The organism is Paraburkholderia lebeckiae (genome assembly GCF_050436225.1).
Lineage (GTDB): Bacteria > Pseudomonadota > Gammaproteobacteria > Burkholderiales > Burkholderiaceae > Paraburkholderia > Paraburkholderia tuberum.
Genome location: NZ_JBNDLU010000002.1, coordinates 1771509 through 1792568, shown reverse-complemented (window position 1 = coordinate 1792568; position 21060 = coordinate 1771509). Strand labels below are relative to the sequence as shown.

Sequence of the window (21060 nt, the reverse complement as noted above, 5' to 3'; positions counted from 1 at the left end):
GCGATGTCGACGATTCCGCGCGCGAACCCGTTGCCGCCGACAGGCGCGGCCAACGCCGCCCCTGCAAAACACGCCGCGAGCGGGCTGCTGTCAGGCGGCCCGCGAGAATGGCTGCCGCCGCTCCTGCTGTGGCTGATCGCCGCGGTGCTGATCGTCGCGCATCAGGGCACGGTGCTCACGCTGGCGTTTCCGGTGCTGGCGATCCTGACGGGCCTGTGGCTCTACTTCAAGAGCCCGGCGCGCTACATCGGCTTCATGTGGTGGCTGTGGTTCCTGAGCCCTGAAGTGCGGCGTCTCGCCGACTGGTCGAAGGGCGCGTTCACGCCGACGAGCCTGATCCAGGTCGCGCCGCTCGCCGTCACGATGATCAGCGGGCTGTCGCTGCTACGCTACTACCGGCTGCTCGCGCAGCGCCGAGGCTTGCCGGTGCTGCTGATCCTGCTCGGCTTGATCTACGCGTTCCTGATCGGCGTGATGTCGAGCGGCCCGCTCGCGGCCACCTACGACCTCGCGAACTGGCTCTATCCGATCCTGATCGGCTTTCACATCATGGCGCACACGCGCCAGTATCCGCAGTATCGCGACACGATCATCAACACGTTCATCTGGGGGATGCTGGTGATGGGCGGCTACGGCTTGATCCAGTTTTTCATCATGCCGCCGTGGGACGCGCTGTGGATGCTCGGCTCGCAGATGAACTCGCAGGGCGACCCCGTGCCGATGGGCGTACGCGTGTTCAGCACGATGAACTCGTCGGGTCCGTTCGCGTTCGCGATGATGGGCGCGATGGTGTTCGTGATGGCCGCGCAGCATCGCGTGCGCTGGATCGCCGCCGCGCTCGGCTTCTTCTCGTTCGCGCTGAGCCTCGTGCGCTCGACGTGGGGAGGCTGGGTCATCGCGCTCTTGATCCAGCTCGTGAAGTCGAACAACAAGGTGCGCGTGCGCATCGTCGCGAGCGCGGTACTGCTCGCCGGCTTGTGCGTGCCGCTGCTGGCGGTCGGTCCGGTGGCCGAACGAATGCAAGCGCGGCTAGACACGATCGTCAACCTGCACGACGACCAGAGCTACGCGGCGCGTAACGAGTTCTACGCGACCTTCGCGAAGACCGCGTTTACCGACGTCTCGGGCGAGGGCATGGGCGCGACCGGCACCTCGACGAAACTTTCCAACGACGGCGGCCAGCTCGGCCAGTACGGCAACTTCGACAGCGGCGTGATGAACATTCCGTTCGTGCTCGGCTGGCCCGGCACCTTGCTGTACATGTCCGGCATCGTGTGGCTGCTGACGCGCGCGGTGCTCGGCTCGTTCAGGCTGCGCGACGACAAGTTCGTCTCCGCGTGCCTGAGCCTGTGTCTTGCGACCTTCGCGATGCTCGTGTTCACGAACTCGCTGGTCGGCACCGGCGGCCTGTTGCTTTTCATGGGCGCTTTTTCGATTCTTTCCGCGGTTCACCACGAAAAAATGAACCGCGCACGCACGCTATTTCTCCACGGAGGCACGGATTGAGAGTCGCCATTGTCACGCACGTAGTGCGCCATAACGACGGCCAGGGGCGCGTCAACCACGAGATCGCGCGCGCGGCGCTCGACGAGAACATCCGCGTGACGCTGGTCGCGTCGCATGTGGCGCCCGAGCTGCTCGCGCATCCTAACGTGCGCTGGGCGCCGGTGAAGATCGGCCGCTGGTGGCCCACCAATCTGCTGCGCCAGCAGGTGTTCGCGGCGAAGAGCGCACTGTGGCTGCGCGCGCATCGCCGCGACTACGACGTGCTGCACGTGAACGGCTTCATCACGTGGATGCGCGCCGACGTCAATACCTCGCATTTCGTGCATAGCGGCTGGTTCGCGAGCAAGTACTACCCGTTCGGTCTCACGAAGGGCGTGTGGTCCGCGTACCAGTCGGTCTATACGCGCTGCAACGCGTTGCTCGAGCGGTGGGCGTACCGGCGCTCGAAGGTGATCACCGCGGTGTCGCAGAAGGTCGCCGACGAAATCCGCGCGATCGGTCTCACGCCGCGCAACCGCGTGGACGTCATCTACAACGGCGTCGACACGCAGGGCTTCGCGGCGGCGAGCGGCGATCGCGCAAAGTTCCGGTTACCAGACGATGTGTTCCTGCTGCTGTTCGTCGGCGATCTGCGCACGCCGCGCAAGAATCTCGGCACCGTGCTCGCCGCGTTGAAGCATCTGCCCGAGCATGTGCAGATCGCGGTGGCCGGCTTTCTGCCGGGCAGCCCGTATCCGGACGAGGCGAAGGCGCTCGGCATCGCGCATCGCGTGCATTTTCTCGGGCTCGTGAAGGAGATGCCAGTGCTGATGCATTCGGTCGACGCGTTCGTGTTCCCGTCGCGCTACGAAGCAATGAGTCTGTCGCTGCTCGAAGCGATGGCGGCGGGGCTGCCCGTCGTGACCGCGCGCACGGCCGGCGGCGCCGAGATCATCACGCCCGAGTGCGGCATCGTGCTGGACGATCCCGACGACCCGCAAGCGCTCGCTCGCGCGGTCGCGCAACTCGCCGGCAACGACAGCGCGCGCCACGCGATGGGCAAAGCCGCGAGCGAACTCGCGACCGGCTTCGGCTGGGCGCGCATGGCCGCGCAATACATCGCGCTGTACCGGCAGCTGGCCGGGCAGCAGGAAAACCGCCGGCGCAGCCAGACGGAAGCGACGGTCGTCGCGCAGAACGATGCGCTGACGCTGAACCATCTCGCCGGACAGAAGAGCGTGGAATGACGGCGCGAAGCGCGCCATCCACGTCCACACATAGCAACTCACCGCAAGCAACACACAGGGGCACACCATCATGACGACTGGCTCAATCAAATCACTGCAGATCGGGATGCACTGGTTTCCCGAACGCGCGGGCGGCCTCGACCGCATGTACTACTCGCTGGTCGGCGCGCTGCCGGGCGCGGGCGTCGCGGTGCGCGGCGTCGTCGCCGGCTCGCCGAAAGTCGCGGCCGATACCGGTGGCGCGATCAACGGCTTCGGCCCCGCCGCGCAATCGCTGCCGCTGCGGCTAATGGCGGCACGCCGCGCGCTACGCCACGAAATCCGCACGTCGCGGCCCGATGTGATTTCGTCGCACTTCGCGCTCTATACGTTTCCGGGGCTCGACGTGACGCGCGGCATTCCGCAGGTGTCGCATTTTCAGGGACCGTGGGCCGACGAGAGCCACGTCGAAGGCGCCGATTCGTTCGGTCAGCGCGCGAAGCGTTATCTGGAGCAGTCGGTATACGCGCGTTCGTCGCGGTTGATCGTCCTGTCCGACGCGTTCGGCAAGATTCTCACGACGCGCTACGGCATCTCGCCGGAGCGCGTGCGCGTGGTGCCGGGCTGCGTCGATGTCGAGCAGTTCAATCTGCCGATCACGCAGGCCGAGGCGCGTCTGCGTCTGCAATTGCCGCAGGACCGACCGATCGTGCTGGCGGTGCGACGGCTGGTGCGGCGCATGGGTCTCGAAGATCTGATCGATGCGGTGAAGCTGCTCAAACGCAGCGCGCCCGACGTGCTGCTGCTGATCGCGGGCAAGGGTCGGCTCGAAGGTGAACTAGAGGCGCGCATCGCCGACGCGGGGCTCGAACACAACGTGAAGCTGCTCGGTTTCGTGCCCGATCAGCATCTGGCGGCGCTGTATCGCGCGGCCAATCTCAGCGTCGTGCCCACCGTCGCGCTGGAAGGCTTCGGGCTCATCACGGTCGAATCGCTTGCGTCGGGCACGCCGGTGCTGGTGACGCCGGTCGGCGGATTGCCCGAGGCGGTGGCGGGATTGTCGCCCGATCTGGTGTTGCCGGAGACCGGCGCGGCTGCGATCGCCGCAGGTCTCGCCGGCGCGCTGAACGGTACGCTGAAGTTGCCCGATGCGGATGCATGCCGCCGCTATGCGCGCGAACGCTTCGATAACGCGGTGATCGCGAAGCGGGTCGCGGCAGTGTATGCCGAAGCGATTGCAGGGAACGTGCTGCATTGAAGCGCAGCGGGGAAGGTTCAATCGAATGAAAAAAGGGCGAGGCTCGGATCGCTGCGTTCGGGCCTCGCGCTCATGTCGCCGCAAGATCGGGAAAAAAATGGGCCACAAATAACGGCATGTTTCTGTTGAACTTGAGCCCGGATCAGCCCTTAGCCGCGATTTTCCGCCCTTATTTTTCAAATCCCTGAAACGTGGCGCCCCGCGTCGACTTCGTCACGTTGACGTCACACATCCGCGACGATAATCCCCGCGCCCGAAAGTACAAAAACACACGGGCGTCCCGCCAAAAAGCGGGGACCTTGTATTTTCAGATCTCGGGGATTCTCAGATGACCATCCGCCACCGCATCACGCTTCTCGTCATTCTGATGCTTGTCGCGCTATCCGCCATCGGGGGATACGCTGTGCTTCAGACCCGCAACAGCGCCGCCAACGTCAGGCAGGTTACCCAGGGCGTCGTGCCGAGCGCGCTCGCGTCGGCAGACCTCGTATCGCAGGTCAAGGACGTGCAGCTCGCGATGATGACGCTCGTCTATGCGCCTGACGCGAACATGGTCTCGCAGGCTCAGGACCTGCTGAAGAGCAAGGAAGCGTCGTTGCAGGCGGCGCTCGACGTGCAGGCGAAGGCCGCGCAAGGTCAGGCCCAAACCGGGCTCGTGAGCCAGGCGCGCGACAGCCTCGCGAATTATTTCAACGCGGTCAACGACACCGCGAAGATGAAGGCCGACGGCAAGAACGAACTCGCGCAGGCCTATCTGTTCGCGAACGTCGCGCAATACCGCGATGAACTCGAAGGCATCGTCGAGACGCTGCGGATCGAAAAGAACCGCCAGAAAGACGCCGCGATCGACGAACTGAACAGCGCGCTCGCGACGACGACGACTGCGATCGGCGCCGCGACCGGCGCGGCCATCGTCGTGCTGTTGCTGATCAGCGCACTGCTGTATCGCCAGATCACCCGGCCGCTGAGCCGCATGCAGGTGGAGATGAGCGAGATCGCGGCGAGTCAGGACTTCACGCGCCGCGTGCCGGTCGGACGCATGGACGAGATCGGTCATTCGATCGTCGCGTTCAACGGCATGATCGAGAAGATCCAGCAAAGCTCGCTGCAACTGAAGCAGAAGACCGCCGATATCCAGGCGATGCTGCAAAACATGCAGCAGGGGATTCTGACGGTGGTCGAAGGCGTGGTCGTGCATCCGGAGTACTCCGCGTATCTCGAGGCCATCTTCGAGACGCGCGAGATTGCGGGCCGTCCGTTGCTCGATCTCGTGTTCGGCGGCACCGATATCAACAGCGATGCGCTCTCACAGATCGAAGCGGCGCTGCAGGCATGCATCGGTGAAGACAGCATGAACTTCGAGTTCAACCAGCACCTGCTCGTCAACGAGATCGCCAAGCCGATGGCCGATGGCCGCGTGAAGACGCTCGACCTGAGCTGGTCGGCGATCACCGACGAACACGACGTCGTGCTGCGTTTGATGCTGTGCGTGCGCGACGTGACCGAACTGCGCGCGCTCGCCGCCGAGGCCGGCGAACAGAAGCGCCGGCTGGAAATGATCGGCGAGATTCTCGCGGTGAGTCAGGAGAAGTTCCATCACTTCGTCGAAAGCGCCACGGGCTTCATCAGCGAGAACGAACGGATCATCCGTCAGCATCACGAGCCGAGTCACGAAGCCGTCGCCGAGCTGTTCCGCAACATGCACACCGTCAAGGGCAATGCGCGCACGTACAGCCTTCAGCACTTGACCGGCATCGTCCACGAAACCGAACAGCGCTACGACGCATTGCGCCGCGCTGACAGCAGCGAAGCGTGGGACCAGCAGCTTTTGATCGAGGATCTGCAGCGCGTGAAGGCCGCGCTCGAAACCTACGCGACGATCAACGAAGTGAGCCTCGGCCGCAAGGGGCCGGGCCAGAGCGGCGCGGTGGATCGCTACCTGATGGTCGATCGCGAGTTGATCCAGAAGCAGCTGGATCTGCTCGAAAGCGCCGATCCGGCCGACCGGGAAGCGCTCGTGTCGATGCGCGAATCGTTGCAGCGCGAACTGCGTCTGTTGGGCACCGAATCGATCTACGAAGCGCTCGCGGGCGTGCTCGACTCGCTGCCGTCTCTGGCGGCCGAACTCGGCAAGGAAGCGCCAGTCGTCAGCATCGACAACAACGGCTACCGCGTGCGCAGCGAGGTCAGCCATACGCTGCGCAATGTGTTCACGCATCTGCTGCGCAACTCGGTCGACCACGGCATCGAGCCTGCCGCCGAGCGTGTCGCGAACGGCAAGGACGCGGCCGGCGTCATCGAACTGGAAGTGGGCGTCGACCATCACGCGCTGCAGATCACCATCAGCGACGACGGCCGCGGTCTCGCGCTCGCGAAAATCCGTGCGGCCGCGATCGAACGCGGCTGGATCGAAGCCGATGCCGCGCTCAGCGACGAAGCGATTGCCGAGATGATTTTCCGTTCCGGCTTCTCGACCGCGCAGACCGTCAGCGAGATTTCGGGCCGCGGCGTCGGCATGGATGCCGTGCGCGATTTCGTGCGGCGCGAGCATGGCCGCATCGAATTGCGTTTCACCGACGATCGTCGCGGCGCGGACTATCGCCGCTTTCAGACCGTCGTGTCGTTCCCCGAGGACTGGGCGGTGGACAGTCTCGACGCGTCCGCCGATGCAGCGCGCGAGCGTGACGCGGACGCGGTAGCAGGCTGATGGCCTGATGGATTGAACGAAGCGATGGGAGCAGGTTGTGCTTGAAAGTTATTTTTTGGCCGCAGGCGTTGGCGGTATTCTCTGCGCACTCGCGACGAGAATTTTTTATCGTCGGAAGCTTCGCGCGGGTGCGCAAGCGCAGCGTCTCGACGCGCTCGCGCGGCAGGCCCTCGAGCAGCAACTGGACGCGGCGGTCCGGCTCGGCGAGCAGGCCGACAGCGAGCGCGCCGCACTGGAGTCGATGCTCGCCGATCTGCGCGCGCAAGCCGAGCAGTGCGCGCACGATCGCGAAGCGTTGCAGGCGTCGCTCGACGCCGCGAGTTCGCGAAGCGACGAATGGCTGCAGCATGCGACGCGGATCGCGCACGAGGCAGGCCGTCTGAAGACGCTGACCATCACGTTCGAGCGCTGGCACGAGCAGATGATTTCGCTGATGTCGCAGAACCGCGACATGCACAACAAGAACCAGGAGCTGTCGTCGATCGTGCAGCACGTGCTGATCGTTTCGCTGAATGCGTCGATCGAAGCGGCGCGCGCCGGCACCGCGGGTCGCGGCTTTTCGATCGTCGCGGGCGAAGTGCGCTCGCTGGCGTCGCGCTCGCAGGAGTTGTCGAAGAGCTATCGCGAGAGCCTGCATCGCAACGACCTGACGACGGCGGCGACGTTCCAGGACATCCAGGCCGGCGGCAAGATGATCACGGCGTCGCTCGGCGGCGTCGAAGTGCTGGCGACCCAGTTCCAATCCCGACTCGAGCAGGCCGCAGCGTGATTACCGATCAGGCGAAGCAAAGCATCGCGGACATCTTCTGTCACGCGGCCCGCGCGAGATTGCCCGCGACGCCGGGCGATTCGTGCGAGATCGCGGCGGTCCCGAGGTGGGATCGCGATCATCCGGCCGGACCTTGCGCGATGGCGTTGACGATCTCGTCGATCGGCTTTCGGCTGCTGTTCGTGCTGCATTTCGGTAAGGACGACGCGACGCACGCCTACTACGCCAGCGGCGACACGACGCGTTCGCTGTCGGAAACGCTGATGGAACTCGGCAACCTGTGCTGCGGCTACATGAACCAGCAACTGGTCAATCATTTCCCCGATCTTGGCATGTCGACGCCGTATGAATTGAACAGCGCCTGTATCGAGTATCTGGACGAGTTGCGGCCCGATCACGTGTGGGCGTACGAGCTGACGATCGGCGGTGCGGCCCGGCTGGGTGTCACGTTATGTCTATGCGCGCAGGCGCCCCTCGATTTCAAGGCTGAACTCGCCACGGCCGACGAGGCCGAAGGCGAACTCGAACTTTTCTAGCAACACTGCATTCGCAGACTGAAACACGATGAATACCAGCAAGCCCGTCAGCAAGCTGCTCGTGCTCGACGACTGTCCGGCACACGCGCAAGCGCTGAAGCTCTTTTTCGACGAACACAACCTGATCGCACTGAAGGTGCGCGACAGCAACCGCCTCGGCTCGGTACTGGCCACCAATATCGATCTCGGCGGCGTTCTGCTGGCGGATAACTACGGGGGCTCGGTCGAGCAGGCCGCTACGACGGCCGCGCGCATCAATGCCTTGCGCCCCGAACTGCCGGTGATCCTGCGTTCGAGCGGCAACGCGCCGCTCGAGCGGCTTCCGAAGCCGTTGACGAACGCGGCATGCGCGCATTTCAATGCCGCCGATCTGACGGCGCTGCGCGAAGCCGTCGATCGATACATCTTCAGCCTCGACTTCCCGAACGCGCTCGTGCGCGGTATCGCGGAGATCACGGACGCGCGGCTCGCCACGTTGTTCGACGGCGTCACGGTGCAACGCGACACGCCCAGTATCGTGCGCGATCGAATCATCTTCGGCGAGGTCTTCAGCCTGATTCCGCTCGAAGGCAACTGGTGTCGCGGCTATATGTTGATGCAGGCCGAAGAGGAGCCGCTGCTCGGCATGATCGATCGCGATCGCGCGGCGCGCGAGCCCGGCATGGCCGCGGGGCAACCGGGCTTTCGCGATCTGAACGACGTGCTCGGCGAATTGACCAATCTGATCTGGGGGGCGTTCAAGGACCGCTTCCTCGGTCAGCAGAACGCTAGCGAAGCAAGTCAGGTGCAGGTGCAGGTGCCACTACTGGTCAATCACAAGCATCGCTACATCTCGTTCGGCTCGGACAATCCGCAGTTGCGGTTTCAATATCGATTGAGCGACGCCGCGAGCGGACAGTCGGTGTCGATCGACCAGCGCTTCGTTTTCAACCTGAGCTGGTCACCCGAAGATTTTTCTGAAAACGCGATGGATGTCGACGATCTCGTCGAGTCCGGTGAACTCGATCTGTTTTGATACGACGCGTCGGTGACGCAAGGGAATGGTTATGGCAAAGATTCTGGTGGTGGACGATTCGAGCACGGTACGCGATGAAGTCGCGGGTTTTCTGGCGAAAAACGGTCTCGACGTCGCGACGGCCATCGACGGCAAGGATGGCCTTGCGAAGCTGAAAACGGATTCGAATATCCGCCTGATCGTCAGCGACGTGAACATGCCGAACATGGACGGCCTGACGATGGTCGAAAAAATCCGCGGCGAACTCGCGAACAAGACCGTCAACGTGATCATGCTGACGACCGAAAGCAGCCCCGCGATGAAGGAGCGCGGCAAGGCCGCCGGCGTGAAGGGCTGGATCGTCAAGCCGTTCAAGGGCGATGCGGTGCTGGAGACGTTCCGGAAACTGGCGGGTTGACGGGGCAGTGTGCGGCGAGCGCCGCCGCACACGGATGCCATGTTAGAACGTCTCGTGGTGCTCGTTGCGCGCGATGTCCGCCTGCACCATCATCTGGCACAGCTGTTCGAGCGAGGTTTGCGGTTGCCAGCCGAGCGTGTCGCGCGCCTTGTCCGCGCAGCCGATCAGCAGGTCCACTTCGGCCGGCCGATAGAACTTCGGATTGACGCGCACGAGCGTCTTGCCGGTCGCGACGTCGATGCCGGTCTCGCGCTCGTCCTTGCCCGACCATTCCAGCTGATAGCCGGCCGCCGTGAACGCCATGCGCACGAAATCGCGAACCGTTTCGGTGCGGCCGGTCGCGAGCACGAAGGTGTCGGGCGCGTCGGCCTGCAGCATGCGCCACATGCCCTCGACGTATTCGAGTGCGAAGCCCCAGTCGCGCTGCGCGCTCAGGTTGCCGAGTTCGAGCACGTCCTGCTTGCCGAGCTTGATCTTCGCGACCGTGTCGGTGATCTTGCGCGTGACGAATTCGCGGCCGCGTAGCGGCGATTCGTGATTGAACAGAATGCCGCTGCTCGCGAACAGGTCGTACGACTCGCGATAGTTGATCGTCGACCAGTGCGCGAACAGCTTAGCGACACCATACGGGCTGCGCGGATAGAACGACGTGCTTTCGCGTTGCGGCACCGCCTGCACGAGGCCGAACATCTCGGAGGTCGACGCCTGATAGAAGCGTGTCTTCGGGCTCAGGGTACGCAGGCCTTCGAGCAGATTCAGCGCCCCGACGCCGGTCACTTCAGCGGTGGTCACCGGCTGGTCGAACGACACGCCGACGAAGCTCTGCGCGGCGAGGTTGTACAGCTCGTCGACCTGCGTGCCGTCGAGCAGGCGCAGCGTCGAGCCGAGGTCGGTGAGGTCGTGTTCGACGAGACGCAGATTCGGATGGTCGAGCACGCCAAGCTCACGCATGCGCCAGAAGTTGACCGAACTCGTGCGCCGGTAGGTGCCGGTCACGTGATAGCCCTTGTCGAGCAGCAGCCGGGTCAGATAGGCGCCGTCCTGTCCGGATACGCCGGTGATGATCGCTTTGCGAGGTTGACTCATAGCTTGCCTTCTAGTTTGTGAATAAAAAAGCACGGAACGCGCCTAAGGGCCAGGCTCAATGCGCGTCGTCCAGCAGCCGCCGCACCAACGGTTCGACGACCCGATAATCCTGTTCGGCCTTCAGCCGGTACAACTCCGGCTTTGGATGTGCGCCGTCCGACATCAGCGACTTCCAGTCGGGCAGGCTGCCCACATACGCGTATTGGTCGACGAGCGGCACCTGCTGTTCGGCGGCGACGCGCCGCGTCATCGCTATCATCGCGGCGAGCCGGGCGTTGAGCCGGTTATCGGGCATCGGGTTCGAGGTCTGCAAAACAGGCTCCTTGCCGAGCGCTCGCGCGGTTTGCACGAGCGACGTCTCGGCCGCGTAGAACTGCTCGGGCGTCTGGTTGTGCATCACTTCGTTGATGCCGTAGTTGATCAACACGATCCGCGCGGGCGAGGCGGCGAGACGTTCGCGCCACGGCAGTCCCGCCGTCGGCCCCGCGCGACGATTGCCGGTGCCGTCGCGCAACTGCCAGGCCATCGTGCCGCCGACGCCGTAGTTCGTGACGCGCACGCGCTCGCCGTCATGCGCCTGCAACGCTTGCTGCAGATACGTGACGGCGTTGCCGGCTTGCGGGCCGCAGTGGCCATCGCTGCAGGTGATGCCGAGCGTGGTCGAGTCGCCGTAGGCGTCGATCAGCAGTTGCGTCGGCGATGACACTGCCGGCTCGGCCACGGCCGCGCTCGTTGTCGGCGCGATCAGCAGCAGCGCCGACACGACACCCAGCATGTGGGCAGCAACCACAGCCGGGCCGTTCATGCGCGGCCTTGCGGTGCTTGCCGCGCAACGTGGGCGCCGGCGCCGGTCGTCGCTCCCGACCCGCGTGCGCCGAAAATCAGGCGCTTCTCGAATGCGAACCACGTGATGCTCGCGTACACGAGCGTGATCGCGAGCGCGATCGCGGCGCTCAGATAGCGATTCAGATGCAGCGGCCACACCATGTACAGCACGCTCAGGTGGATCAGGTAGATCGTGTAGCTGACGGTGCCGATATAAACGAGCACGCGATTGCACAACAGCCGCTTCACGATGCCCTTGCTCTGCAGCGCGATCACGACGATCGACGTACACAGCACCAGCGACACGCTATACAGCCCCGCATTCGACAACGGCGTATTCGCCGCGCGAAAACGCGGGTAGTGCAGATGCAGCCATGCCAGCACCGCGAGCGCGGCCAGAGCGCCGAGCACCGCGAGTCCCTTGAACGGTTCGAGCGCATTGCGATCGCGCCGCACGGCAACCGCGAGCAGCGCGCCGGCCGCGAGCAGATCCATGCGGAACGGCGTCAGGTAGTAGACCGGCCAGAACGAATCGAACCACGGCGTCGCGAGCGCGCGCAGCAGCGGCACCAGCACGATCAGCGCGGCCGCCACCAGCCCAAGCAGACGCTCGGGCACGAGCAGGATCACGAACGGCCAGAAGATATAGAACTGCTCCTCGACCGCGAGCGACCACAGCACGTTGAGGCTGTCATGACCGCTTTGATTGAGCGCATCGCCGATATTGGTCGCGAAGAACGCGTACCAGTACCAGTGCTGCGCCCACGCGAGGCCGAACAGCAGCGACGACACGGCCATCAGCAGCAGGTACGGCGGCAGGATGCGGCGCGCGCGCCGTGCATAAAAATAGCTGAAATACGACTGCTGGCGCGACTTGCGATCGAGCAGGATGCCGCTGATCAGAAAGCCGCTCAAAACGAAGAACAGATCGACGCCCATCCATAGCGGCGCTTTCAACGCGTGCTGCGCGAACACGGCGAGCACCGCGATCGCGCGCAGACCGTCGAGCTGCACGATGCGGGAATGGGAGGGCGCGAGGGGCAATGCGCTGGCTGTCATGAACCGTCCATGGTGTAAGCGGATGAGCCGGGCGAAGGGCCGCGCGGTTCGCCACGGATTGCCAGCGAACAGGCGCGCGCTTCGCGTCGCAACTGAAGTGCAATCGATTCTAGGGAAAAGAAACTCGAGAAAAAACCCGTTGGAATGGGCTAATTGAATCAGATTGAAACAGGGTATTTCTTTGGCCATTCTCGAAAGATTTATATGTTTATGTGGTGAGCATGGGGCAATCCGTAATAAATGCGCATTGCGTGATATCACATCGGTAGAAACGGGGGTTTGTCGCGACAGAGGCGACTGGCGGCGAGGCTTGCGCTTTTATCGATTTTTAAAAGCGTTTCTTTTTGCGACGTATAAGCGGACAAATATTTTTGAAATATTTTCGATTTTCGTCACCGCATTTTTTCCGCGTAACTTAGCCGTGCGGACGGCTGCCTTCAGGCGCCGCGCTTCAATCGGTTGCGCTTCGTTTCGCTTTGCCACATCACTGAATTTCGCCCCGAGCGGGCGCAGGTCCGCGTGCATCGCGTTGACCGGACATCGACTGGAGGTTCCGCCTTGCGCCGTATCACGTTCAAAAGCTGGTTCGCCCTGACAGCCTGCGCCGCCGGCGTCGTCGCCGCATCGGCCAGTCTGCAGGCTCGCGCCGAAACCGCTTTGAATGCGAAGACCTCATGGATCGGCAACAGCTTCGGCTTTGGCGATGGCACATGGACGCAGATCGATATCACCGCTATCGCGGTCACGCCCGACGGCAAGATCTATACGAACGCGCCGTGGGACGAAAGCGGCGCTGAAGCGAGCGTCTATCAGGACGGCAAGATGCTCGGCTTCGCGGGCGGCACGCATGGCTGGGGCAACGCCGGCGGCAATGCGATCGCGGTCAACCGGAAGTACGCGTTCGTCGCGATCGCGGTCGGCAATGAAAAGGGACGCCTGGTCGAGCCGGGCGTGTGGCCGGACAAGGGTAAGCAATGGTTTGGTATCTCGCGGCGCCTGATCGACGAGCCGAAGCGCGTGGCACCGTTTCAGCCCGCGGCTAAAAACGCGGACCCGCACGCGCAGCTTGCGGCCGGCTTTCTGATGATGAACGAAGTGCCGACCGGCACGAACGCCGAGATCGGCGGGCTAGCCGCGAACGACACGACGCTGTTCGCGGCCAATACCGCGCGCAATCGCATCGAAGTCTACGACGCCGAATCGATGCAGCAGAAAGCGACGTGGAACGTCCACGAGCCTGGACGTATCGCGCTCGCGCCCGACGGTACGCTATGGGTGCTCAGCGGCACGCGCGGCGATCGCGCGCCGGGTATCGAGCATTACACGGCGACCGGTCAGCGCATCGACGAGACCGTCACGCTGCCGGCCGATACGGTCGCGGTCGGCCTCGCCGTCGATGCGCAAGGCCGCCTCCTGATCGCCGATAACGGTCCGCGCCAGCAGGTGCTGTTCTTCACGAAGCGCGACGGCCGCTACACGGAGTCGGGCACGCTCGGCGAGCGCGGCGGCATTTTCAGCGGCGTCGCGGGCAAGCCCGGACCGTTGCGATTCAACGGGTTGACTGGCGTGGGTGTCGATGCGCGCGGCAACGTGTACGTGTCGACCAATGGCATCGGTCCGCGTTACGAGCCGATCGGCGCGGGCCTCGGCGCGACGCTCGAAAGTTATGCGCCGAACGGCAAGCGCAACTGGCAGGTCGAGGGGCTGCTGTTCGTCGACGGCGCGTGGATCGATCCGGCCCGGCCCGACAGCGTCTATACCGGCAACAAGCGCTTCGAACTCGATTTGTCGAAGCCGTCTGGACAGGACTGGAAATACGCGGGGTTCCTGTCGAATCGGTTCAAGTACCCGGACGATCCGGTGTTCCATACCGACCAGTATCCGGGTCTGCCGATCGCGCGGCGGTTGAAGGGGCACACGTTCCTCTATCTGACCGACATGTATGCGGATCATCTGAAGATCTATCGCTTCGATCCGAAGCATGACGGCGAGACCGCGATTCCCTCGGGATTTATCGCAGGTCGCGAGCGCGCGGTCGCGAAGGTGCCGAATGCACCGCCGGGCGGTGACTGGATCTGGCGCGACACGAATGGCGACGGGCGCTTCGATCGCGACGAATACACGCTGAACACGAGCGGCACGAAGCTCGCCGGCGGCTGGGGCTGGTGGGTCGATATGGCCGGCGACATCTGGCGTACCCGGGATACGAAGGGCATCTATCGCTTTCGTTTCGGCGGACTCGATGCGAAGGGCAACCCGATCTACTCGTACTCGAACCTGACGCAGTACCCGGTGCCGGCACCGTTCAGCGAACTGCATCGCGCGATCTACGAATCGGACACCGACACGATGTACGTGAGCGGCTATACGGCCGATATGCCGACCGCGCAGGGCTTCTGGAAGGAAGTGGGGCGCGTGCTGGTGCGCTATGACAAGTGGTCGAGCGGCAAGCCGGTGCAGCGCTACGCAATCACGCTGCCGTGGCAGACGCAGAGCAAGCCCATCGCGACGATCATCGGCGTCACGGTCGAGGGGCAATACGTGTTCGGCGTCGAGCCGGTCGGCGCGGTGCACGTGTGGGACAAGGACAGCGGCAAGGAACTCGGCGTGATCCGGCCGGGCCCCGAAGTGGGCCGCGCGTCGGGTTGGGTCGACGTGCCGAACGGTATCAGCGCGACGAAGCGCGGCGATGGCGAGTACCTCGTGTTCGTCGAGGAAGACGCGCGCGGCAAGGTGCTGATGTATCGCTGGAAGCCTTGAGGTGCGTTGGCCTCGCTGACGCAGCCCCGCACGCAATCCAACCGCAAAACCGAAGGGATTCGATGGACAAAGGCATTCTCAGGAACGTGGCGATCAACTTTTTCGGGCTCGTGCTGCCGACGTTCGTGTCGCTCGTGACCGTGCCGTCGTATATCCGGCTGCTCGGCGTGGAGCGCTACGGTGTGATCAGTCTCGTGTGGACGCTGATCGGCTACTTCGGGATTCTCGATCTCGGCATGAGCATGGCCGCGCAGAACCATATTTCGAAGGCGCGCGCGTCGGGCGACCAGCAGGAAAGCGCGCGCGTGTTCTGGAGCGCGACGTGGCTCAATCTGACGACCGGCGTGGCGGGCGGTCTGATCATCTACTTCGGCGCGTTCCTGTACACCGCGTATTTCACGAAGGTATCGCCCGAGCTGCAGCACGAAGTCTATATGGCGCTGCCGTGGCTCGCGGTCGCGATTCCGATCGCGAACGTGTCGTGGGTGTTCGCGGGTGCGATCAATGGCGCGGAACGCTTCGGCGTCTACAACACGAACCAGACCATCGGCACGTTCCTGTTCCAGCTGCTGCCGCTCGGTGCCGCGTGGTGGCTCGGCGCGACTTTGCAGAACGTACTCGCCGCGGCAGTCGTCGCGCGGATTCTCGCGGCGTTGCTGCTCGGCCGCTACGCGCTGAAAGTGCTTGAAATACGCAGCATTCAGCCGCCGCGGCTCGGCGTCGCAAAGGGGCTGTTCAACTTCGGCGGCTGGATGCTGATCGCGAGCGTGACGACGATGGTCGCCGATTCGCTCGATCGCGTAATGCTCGGTTCACGGCTCGGCGCGCGTTTCGTCACGTACTACACGGTGCCGCAGAACCTCGTCACGCGTCTGAACATCGTGCCGACCGCGCTGGTACGCACGCTGTTTCCGCGGCTTTCCGCAGTCGGCCGCGCCGACGCCGACACGATCACGCAGCAATCGCTCGAATTTCTGAACGGCGTGTTCACGCCGGTCGCGCTCGTCGCGATGCTGGTGCTCGAACCGTTCCTGCATCTGTGGGTCGGCAACGAGATCGCGACGGTCGCGGCGCCCGTGGGCCGCATCATGATCGTCGCCGTGTGGCTCGTCGGCCAGGCGAACGTGACGCGCATCCTGATTCAGTCACAGGTCAACCCAGCTACCGCCGCGCGCATCGGCCTCGTCGAGTTGCCGCTTTTCGCCGGCGCGTTGTGGCTCGGTATCACGCATTTCGGCCTGACGGGCGCGGCGGTCGCGGTCGGCGCCCGCGCGCTGTTCGACTACGCGGTGCTGCTGCGTTTCGCCGCGATCCGCGCGCGCCAGATCGTGCTCGACATGCTCGCCCATCTCGCCTTCCTGCTCGCCAGCCTGTGGCTCGCGAGCTTCCTGCCGAGCCTCGCGCTCGCGATCGCCGCCGGTGTGCTGATGGTCGGCGCGAACGTCGCGTGGTCGATCACGATGACGCCCGCCTTGCGCAATCTTGCGCGTTCACTGCTATTGCGACTGAATCCGAGGAAAAGCGCATGAATCAAGACGTCCTTGAAAAAGACCTGTTGAGGCCCGCGACGCGCAGCGCGCTCGACGAACTGACGAGCGTGCCCAACATCCAGCCGGCACCGCGCCGTACCGCGCCGCGCGCGAGCAAAAACGTGCGCATCGCGATCGTGCACGACTGGCTCGTCACCTACGCGGGCGCGGAGAAAGTGCTCGAGCAGATCATCGCGTGCTTTCCCGATGCGGACCTGTTCAGCCTCGTGGACTTTCTCGACGATCGCAGCTTCCTGCGCGGCAAGCCGGTGACGACGTCGTTCATCCAGAAGCTGCCGCTCGCGCGCAGCAAGTACCGCTCGTATCTGCCGCTGATGCCGCTCGCGATCGAGCAACTCGACGTGTCGGCGTACGACGTCGTGATCTCGAGCAGTCACGCGGTCGCCAAGGGCATTCTGACCGGTCCCGATCAGGTGCATATCAGCTACGTGCATTCGCCGATCCGCTACGCATGGGATTTGCAGCATCAATATCTGCGGCAGTCGAAGCTGACCAACGGCCCGAAGTCGGCGCTGGCGCGGCTGATTCTGCATTACATGCGCAACTGGGATATCCGCACGTCCAACTCGGTCGACGGCTTCGTCGCGAACTCGGCGTTCATCGCGCGACGCATCAAGAAGGTGTATCAGCGCGACGCGCAGGTGATCTTCCCGCCGGTCGATGTCGAGGCGTTCACGCTGTGCACGGAGAAGGAAGACTTTTATCTGACCGCGTCGCGCATGGTGCCGTACAAGAAAATCGATCTGATCGTCGAGGCGTTCGCGGGGATGCCCGAGCACAAGCTCGTCGTGATCGGCGACGGACCCGACATGGCGAAGATCCGCGCGAAGGCGGGGCCGAACGTCGAGATCATGGGCTATCAACCGTTCGAGGTGCTGAAGGACCGCATGAGCCGCGCGAAGGCATTCGTGTTCGCGGCCGAAGAGGACTTCGGCATTTCGGTGGTCGAGGCGCAGGCTTGCGGCACGCCGGTGATCGCGTACGGCAAGGGAGGGGCGCTCGAAACCGTGCGCGATCTGTCCGAACCGAAGCCGACCGGCATGTTCTTCGATGAACAGGATACCGACTCGATCATCGCCGCCGTAAATCGTTTCGACGAGCTTGGGCACCGGTTCCTGCCGGAGAATTGCCGCGGTAACGCCGAGCAGTTTTCGGCCGCGCATTTCCGCGAGCGCTTTTTCTCGCAGGTGCGCGCGGCGGTGCCCGCGTTGCGCACGGCGACGCTGCCGGCTTATACGCCGTATCGGCCGGCCGTGCAGGGCGCCGCGAACGTGCCGCGCATTCTTGCCGTCGATCAGAGCGGCGTGCTCGGCGGCGCCGAACTGTCGCTGCTCGAAATCGTCAAGGCGCTGCGCTCGCGCATCGAGGTCGTGCTATTCGACGACGGGCCGTTCAACACCGCACTCGCGAAAACCGGCGTCGAGGTCACTGTGCTCGATGCCGGCGCGCTGAAAAATGTGCGCAAGCAGGGCGGTTCGATGCCGAAAGGTCAGGCGTTGAAGGGACTCATCTCACTCGTGCGTGCCACCGCGAAACGCGCGCGCAAGGTGGATGTGATCTACGCGAACACGCAGCGTGCGATGGTGATCGGCGCCGTGGCCGGCAAGCTCGCGAGACGGCCGGTGGTCTGGCATTTGCGCGACATCGTCAGCGCCGAGCATTTCGGCGGCAAGCAGCTTGCGATCATCAAGTGGTGCGCGCGGCTCGGCCTCACGCATGTGATCGCCAATTCGGCTGCGTCGGCGCAGGCGTTCGCGAAGCTCACGCGGTTCGACAGCAAGCGCATCGACGTCGTGTTCAACGGGATCGCCGCGGAGCCGTTCGACGCATTGCGCACGGTACCGCAAGCGGTGCTGCGCGAGCGCCTGAATCTGCCGCGCGACGCGTTTCTCGTCGGCTCGTTCAGCCGGCTTGCGCGTTGGAAAGGGCAGCATGTGCTCCTCGAAGCAATGGTGCTCAATCCGCAGATGCATGCGGTGCTGGTCGGCGCGGCGCTGTTCGGCGAGGACCAGTACGAGAGCGAACTGCGCGCCTTCGTCGCCGCGCACAAGCTTGGCGAGCGGGTCCATTTTCTCGGCTTCCAGCACGATATTCCGGCCTGCATGTGCGCGGTCGATACGGTTGTGCATACGTCGATCACCCCAGAGCCGTTCGGCCGCGTGATCGTCGAGGGGATGCTTGCGCAGCGGCCGGTCGTGGCGTCGCGCGCAGGCGGCGTGCTCGAAATCATCGACGACTACGAGAACGGCGTGCTGTGTACGCCGGGCGATGCGCATGCGCTCGCCGATACGCTCGCCGAGTTGCGCTCGAACGGCGACTTGCGCGACAAACTGGTCGAGAACGGCTATCGGACCGCGCAGGAGCGCTTCGGCCCGCGCAGCTATGTGGATGGGGTCGCGGGGATTCTGACCGGCGTGGCAGCGCGGTGACGAGATGATTTTTACGCGAGGGTAGACGAGGGCTTGGCCAGTCCTTGCTTGGCGTGGCGGAGCGAAAGTCGAAGGGCTTTCGCTCCGTTTTTTTATTGCACCGCCGGGTGGCTTTAGAGTTCAAGCCGCGATTGATTTTCCGTCTCGCCATGCCGCCATGAATACGGTGAGCATGACCCGATGCTCTGGTTCTGCTAGCGCCTTCCAGGCTTAAAACTCGCCGACCACCTCATCGCAGGCAACTCAACCAGCCGATAGGACACATAGGCGGCCGGCACGGCGACCAGCATATAACCGAACGACGGCCAGATCGACATCTGCAACGACGAGCGGAACAGCCACGACGACAGCAACACGAAGATCGGCAGATGGATCAGATACAGCGAGAAGCTGAAGTCACCGACGCGCGACAGCAAGCGCGCTACTGCATCCGACCCGGCACGAAGCAGCGCGCGCACACCGCCCGTTTCACGCCGGGAAGCATGACGTCCATCGAGCGCCTTGTACAGATAGCACGCGAAACCGAGCGACCAGATCTGGAACGCGCCGTACTGGCCGAAATGAAACGCGGCGCAGCCTGCCGCGATCAATACCGCCGCGAGCACGTACAGCGATGCGGGCGCTCGCGCCCCTTGCGCGCTGCGCGCTTTGGCATCGGCGATCCACGCACCGAGCGTCCAGGAGAACCAGTACGACGTGAAGAACTGCAGATCGTGGCGCTCCAACCCGTACGCGGACGCAACGTTGATCGCGCCGACGAGCGCGAGCACGGCGTTGATGCCGATGCGCCGCCGGAGCGCGAACAGCAGCGGATAAATCGCATAGAACTGCACTTCGAGCGACAGCGTCCACAGCGCGCCGTTCGAGCCATACGTTTTACCCGCCACACCCTGCAGCGAAAACAGGTTGACCAGAAACGGATGCCAGCCGATGTCGCGAATCTTGTGACTGACGGGCGGCAATTGCAGGCTCAACGAATCGAGCGCGAAGGTCAGTACGAGCGCCGCCAGCAGGACGGGGTAGATGCGCGCGAAGCGCCGCAGCCAGAAGTTGCCTGCATCGAGCCGGTAAGCGGGATTGCCCGCGAGCCGCAGCGCGCCGCCGCGATGGATGCAGTAGCCGCTGATCACGAAGAACATCGGCACACCGGCCGAGCCCCATGCGATCGGAAACGTCAGATACGCGGCGAGACTACTGGGACTCAACGAATGTCCGACGCTCTGATGAAACGCCTGCATGCCGACCCACACGATCTGGCGGCAATGAAAGTAGGCGACCAGCAGCGCGGCGAAGCCTCGCATCGCGTCGATCGCGTGCTCCTTGCTGGCGCTATCGACGTGCGCGTCGCTGCGCGCATGCGCCGCGGCCGGGTTTTTCTCCGGGCGCGGCAGCGGGGAGAGGGGCAGGGATGAGCCGGCGGCATCCAGCGCTGGGTCGCTCATACGCGGTCCTTATCTGAAGCGGAAAAGAGAAAAAATTGACGCGGAACAGGCCGTCGAGCGGGCGTTTTGCGCACCCGCGACGCATCCATCCTAGAGCACCGCAATCCTAAAAAATGATTTAAAAAATCCATTTCGGATTGAATCAGATATCGATTTTGTGACGAATTGTAATTGCGTGTCGCCGTATGGGGTGTTGAATTATTTATCGCTTTTGTCGTGCTAATTTAAAGCAAGGATTCTCTGACCCAGAGGTGAAGTCATGAACCTGCATTTACTGGCCGGCGTGGCCGTCCTGCTGATCCTGGTGGCCGCCTCCGCCTACCGAGATGCCTTGCGCAACGAGCCGATCCGTAGTTACCGGATGAACCCAGGCAAGCAGCCACCCGTCGACGAACAGGAATGACGCGCTGCCGAAGCCGGTCATCGGATCGCCAGGCGACCCGTGCCAGGGGCGTCCGAAAGGTAAGACTTTCGGATTTGCTCGATTACCATCTGGCAATAGATGCGTAATAATTT

General features: G+C 63.7%; 17 protein-coding genes. 12 read left to right on the top strand and 5 right to left on the bottom strand.

Annotated features, from left to right (window positions below):
* Nucleotides 1–3 precede the first annotated feature (3 nt).
* The 8 genes from OKW45_RS22875 to OKW45_RS22840 all read left to right on the top strand — a co-directional run bounded on the left by OKW45_RS22875 (nucleotide 4) and on the right by OKW45_RS22840 (nucleotide 9393).
* Nucleotides 4–1506, top strand: coding sequence for a glucose-6-phosphate isomerase (locus OKW45_RS22875; RefSeq protein ID WP_184003589.1), 1503 nt, complete (start codon nucleotides 4–6; stop codon nucleotides 1504–1506).
* Nucleotides 1503–2732 (top strand): glycosyltransferase family 4 protein, encoded by a 1230-nt coding sequence (locus tag OKW45_RS22870; RefSeq protein ID WP_429471309.1) that lies wholly within the window; start codon nucleotides 1503–1505, stop codon nucleotides 2730–2732. Before OKW45_RS22875 ends, OKW45_RS22870 begins: the two co-directional genes overlap by 4 nt.
* 70 nt (nucleotides 2733–2802) lie before the next feature.
* The gene (locus tag OKW45_RS22865) at nucleotides 2803–3969 is read left to right on the top strand and encodes a glycosyltransferase family 4 protein (protein WP_018418024.1); all 1167 of its coding nucleotides are present in this window, start codon (nucleotides 2803–2805) and stop codon (nucleotides 3967–3969) included.
* Nucleotides 3970–4297: 328 nt separating this feature from the next.
* Complete coding sequence (locus tag OKW45_RS22860) at nucleotides 4298–6676, top strand: ATP-binding protein (RefSeq protein ID WP_429471307.1); 2379 nt, start codon at nucleotides 4298–4300, stop codon at nucleotides 6674–6676.
* Between the two features lie 37 nt (nucleotides 6677–6713).
* Complete coding sequence (locus tag OKW45_RS22855; RefSeq protein WP_429471305.1) at nucleotides 6714–7445, top strand: methyl-accepting chemotaxis protein; 732 nt, start codon at nucleotides 6714–6716, stop codon at nucleotides 7443–7445.
* On the top strand, nucleotides 7442–7981 hold the full coding sequence (locus OKW45_RS22850) for a hypothetical protein (protein ID WP_429471303.1): 540 nt from the start codon (nucleotides 7442–7444) through the stop codon (nucleotides 7979–7981). Before OKW45_RS22855 ends, OKW45_RS22850 begins: the two co-directional genes overlap by 4 nt.
* A 28-nt stretch (nucleotides 7982–8009) precedes the next feature.
* Nucleotides 8010–8996, top strand: a complete 987-nt coding sequence (locus OKW45_RS22845; protein ID WP_429471301.1) for a chemotaxis protein CheX — start codon at nucleotides 8010–8012, stop codon at nucleotides 8994–8996.
* 31 nt (nucleotides 8997–9027) lie between these two features.
* A complete protein-coding gene (locus OKW45_RS22840) occupies nucleotides 9028–9393 on the top strand; it encodes a response regulator (protein WP_018418019.1) in 366 nt (121 codons plus the stop codon).
* Nucleotides 9394–9435: 42 nt separating this feature from the next.
* On the opposite strand, the gene gmd is transcribed toward OKW45_RS22840, so the two are convergent.
* The 4 genes from gmd to OKW45_RS22820 form a co-directional block, all read right to left on the bottom strand.
* The gene (gene gmd, locus OKW45_RS22835) at nucleotides 9436–10479 is read right to left on the bottom strand and encodes a GDP-mannose 4,6-dehydratase (protein ID WP_018418018.1); all 1044 of its coding nucleotides are present in this window, start codon (nucleotides 10477–10479) and stop codon (nucleotides 9436–9438) included.
* Nucleotides 10480–10534: 55 nt separating this feature from the next.
* A complete protein-coding gene (locus OKW45_RS22830; RefSeq protein WP_429471299.1) occupies nucleotides 10535–11284 on the bottom strand; it encodes an SGNH/GDSL hydrolase family protein in 750 nt (249 codons plus the stop codon).
* The gene (locus OKW45_RS22825; RefSeq protein WP_429471297.1) at nucleotides 11281–12363 is read right to left on the bottom strand and encodes an acyltransferase family protein; all 1083 of its coding nucleotides are present in this window, start codon (nucleotides 12361–12363) and stop codon (nucleotides 11281–11283) included. The genes OKW45_RS22830 and OKW45_RS22825 overlap by 4 nt, the downstream gene beginning before the upstream one ends.
* 318 nt (nucleotides 12364–12681) lie before the next feature.
* A complete protein-coding gene (locus tag OKW45_RS22820) occupies nucleotides 12682–12888 on the bottom strand; it encodes a hypothetical protein (protein ID WP_429471295.1) in 207 nt (68 codons plus the stop codon).
* Nucleotides 12889–12921: 33 nt separating this feature from the next.
* Between OKW45_RS22820 and OKW45_RS22815 the strand changes: the two genes are divergently transcribed.
* The 3 genes from OKW45_RS22815 to OKW45_RS22805 all read left to right on the top strand — a co-directional run bounded on the left by OKW45_RS22815 (nucleotide 12922) and on the right by OKW45_RS22805 (nucleotide 19102).
* Nucleotides 12922–15123 carry an NHL repeat-containing protein gene (locus OKW45_RS22815; RefSeq protein ID WP_429471293.1) on the top strand — a complete coding sequence of 734 codons (2202 nt, stop codon included), beginning with the start codon at nucleotides 12922–12924 and terminating at the stop codon, nucleotides 15121–15123.
* 62 nt (nucleotides 15124–15185) lie between these two features.
* Nucleotides 15186–16652 carry a flippase gene (locus tag OKW45_RS22810; RefSeq protein ID WP_429471292.1) on the top strand — a complete coding sequence of 489 codons (1467 nt, stop codon included), beginning with the start codon at nucleotides 15186–15188 and terminating at the stop codon, nucleotides 16650–16652.
* A complete protein-coding gene (locus OKW45_RS22805; protein WP_429471290.1) occupies nucleotides 16649–19102 on the top strand; it encodes a glycosyltransferase family 4 protein in 2454 nt (817 codons plus the stop codon). The genes OKW45_RS22810 and OKW45_RS22805 overlap by 4 nt, the downstream gene beginning before the upstream one ends.
* Before the next feature lie 194 nt (nucleotides 19103–19296).
* Here the strand turns inward: OKW45_RS22805 and OKW45_RS22800 are convergent, their stop codons facing one another.
* On the bottom strand, nucleotides 19297–20544 hold the full coding sequence (locus OKW45_RS22800) for an acyltransferase family protein (RefSeq protein ID WP_018418012.1): 1248 nt from the start codon (nucleotides 20542–20544) through the stop codon (nucleotides 19297–19299).
* A gap of 259 nt (nucleotides 20545–20803) precedes the next feature.
* On the opposite strand from OKW45_RS22800, the gene OKW45_RS22795 reads away from it, so the two are divergent.
* Complete coding sequence (locus OKW45_RS22795; protein ID WP_429471288.1) at nucleotides 20804–20947, top strand: hypothetical protein; 144 nt, start codon at nucleotides 20804–20806, stop codon at nucleotides 20945–20947.
* Nucleotides 20948–21060: the final 113 nt, after the last annotated feature.